We start from the raw sequence: 1,983 nt of genomic DNA on the forward strand, positions 1-1,983 counted from the left end.
AAAATTGACATAGATGATTGTATTCAATCTATCTTTTAATACTGATGCGTTGGTGCGCGGGGCGCACCCTACAAAAACTGATTGATGAAGGAAAGAGAATATTATGAATAAAGAGTATAAAGGATCTTGCTTATGTGAAGGTATCCAATTTTCTGTGACGGGTTTTAGCAATCAAGCTGCAAACTGTCATTGCTCAATGTGCCGTAAATTTCATGGCGCAGCATTTGGCACTTTAGTGAGTGTCCAAGGATTAAAATGGCTGTCAGGAGAATCATTACTTAAAGAATTTGTCGCTGCAAATGGCACGACTCGCAGCTTCTGTAGTCAGTGTGGCTCAAGCTTGGGCTTTCGTGTTAAAGGTGCTTCACTAGAACAGATAGAATTAGCCATCGCCTTGTTTGATGATGATATTCCAGTAACCATTGATGCTCAAATATATACTGACTATAAAGCTAATTGGTGTGAGTTAGATAAAGACTTAGCTTTCTTTGGTGAGGGTCGATTCGCTTAAGCCACTCTTAATTTTAGATAAAGTATATTTCACTAGAACTAGGAAGCGTCGCGTAGGGTGCGCCCCGCGCACCATTTAAGAACCAAATCTTGGAGTTAAAAGTATTATTTTTTAAATAAGTTGGAAGTAGTAAAATTGCCGTAGATAATTACCTTCAATCTATTTTTTAATGCTTATGCGTTGGTGTGCGGGGCGCACCCTACAAAAATTTTGAGATTTGAATTAACTTTCAATGGTGGGTTACGCTGCGCTAACCATACCCTACAACTATCTAAAAAACTAAACCAAAAAAAGGACACCAAACGGCGTCCTCTTTTTTATCAATCAAGTACTTAAGTCCTATGAGCGACCTTCGTTACCTGCTTCTTGACCTTTATATTTTGCGTTGGCGTAGTCCCAGTTTACTAGCTTGTCTAAGAACGTATCGACATAATCAGGACGACGGTTACGATAATCGATATAGTATGCATGCTCCCACACATCACAAGTCAATACCGCGATTTTGTCATGCGCTAAGGGGTTATCAGCATCGCTTGTTTTCATGATTGACAGCTTACCACCGACTTTATCAGTGACTAGCCACGCCCAACCTGAACCGAACTGTGAGGTTGCTGCGTTTTTGAACTCTTCACGGAACTTATCATAGCTACCGAAATCTTCTTCGATTTTACCTTTTAGATCACCAGTAGGTTCGCCGCCGCCGTTGTCAGGCGTCATGCAGTTCCAGTAAAACGTATGGTTCCACACTTGTGCGGCTTGGTTAAACATCGTCTGCTTGCTATCATCTTTGGCAGTGCCTTCGATGATTTCTGGCAATGTTTTGTCTTCATAACCAGAACCTGGTAGCAAATCTTTTAACTTATTAACATAAGCGGCATGATGCTTGTCATGATGATACTCTAGCGTCTCTGCGCTGATATGTGGCTCTAGTGCGTCTTTTGCATACGGTAGGTCTGGTAGGGTAATATTTGACATAATTATTTTATCCTTGCTATTTCTAGCCGCTCATATATAAAGCTGATTAACGCCGTATATAAAGAGGAGAGGCTAAATTGGCTGAGTTTATTGTAATGAATTTTCGCTCAAAATTATAAATTTAGAAAATGCTTTTATGTACTAAACAAAGCACTCTAAACATAATGTAATCAAAACCAGAGGATTTAAGCGTTGTACTTAAATCAGCAGTTATAAGCTAACATTCACTGTAGCTTGGCGGCTAGTATAACAACTGCTAGCGCGAATATCCGTTACCGATTGTTATAGACTCCAGTTTGTAGCCCAACTTATTAACTTATAAACAGAATATGGACGACTGCCTTTATGCCAAACTTAAGCTTGCCGCACCACTCAACGGCTCATACTCAAGACAAGTGGATTCTCGCTAGTAATAACAAAGGCAAATTAGCTGAATTTAACAGGCTATTTGCCGAAGCGGATTTAGGTATCACTATTATTGCGCAAGGTGAGATGAA

General features: G+C 39.9%; 2 protein-coding genes. One reads left to right on the forward strand and one right to left on the reverse strand.

Annotation, left to right across the window (positions count from 1 at the left end; all coding sequences use genetic code 11):
- Positions 1–103 precede the first annotated feature (103 nt).
- Complete coding sequence (locus ACTXGO_RS13045; protein ID WP_443543284.1) at positions 104–511, forward strand: GFA family protein; 408 nt, start codon at positions 104–106, stop codon at positions 509–511.
- A gap of 339 nt (positions 512–850) precedes the next feature.
- On the opposite strand, the gene ACTXGO_RS13050 is transcribed toward ACTXGO_RS13045, so the two are convergent.
- Positions 851–1,486: a superoxide dismutase gene (locus ACTXGO_RS13050; protein WP_443543282.1), complete on the reverse strand. Its 636-nt coding sequence runs from the start codon at positions 1,484–1,486 to the stop codon at positions 851–853.
- Between the last annotated feature and the right edge of the window lie 497 nt (positions 1,487–1,983).

This window comes from Psychrobacter sp. T6-1, assembly GCF_052258445.1.

Coding starts and splice junctions, on each gene's coding strand:
- ACTXGO_RS13045 (WP_443543284.1), top strand. CDS start 104: ATGAATAAAGAGTATAAAGGATCTTGCTTATGTGAAGGTATCCAATTT.
- ACTXGO_RS13050 (WP_443543282.1), bottom strand. CDS start 1,486: ATGTCAAATATTACCCTACCAGACCTACCGTATGCAAAAGACGCACTA.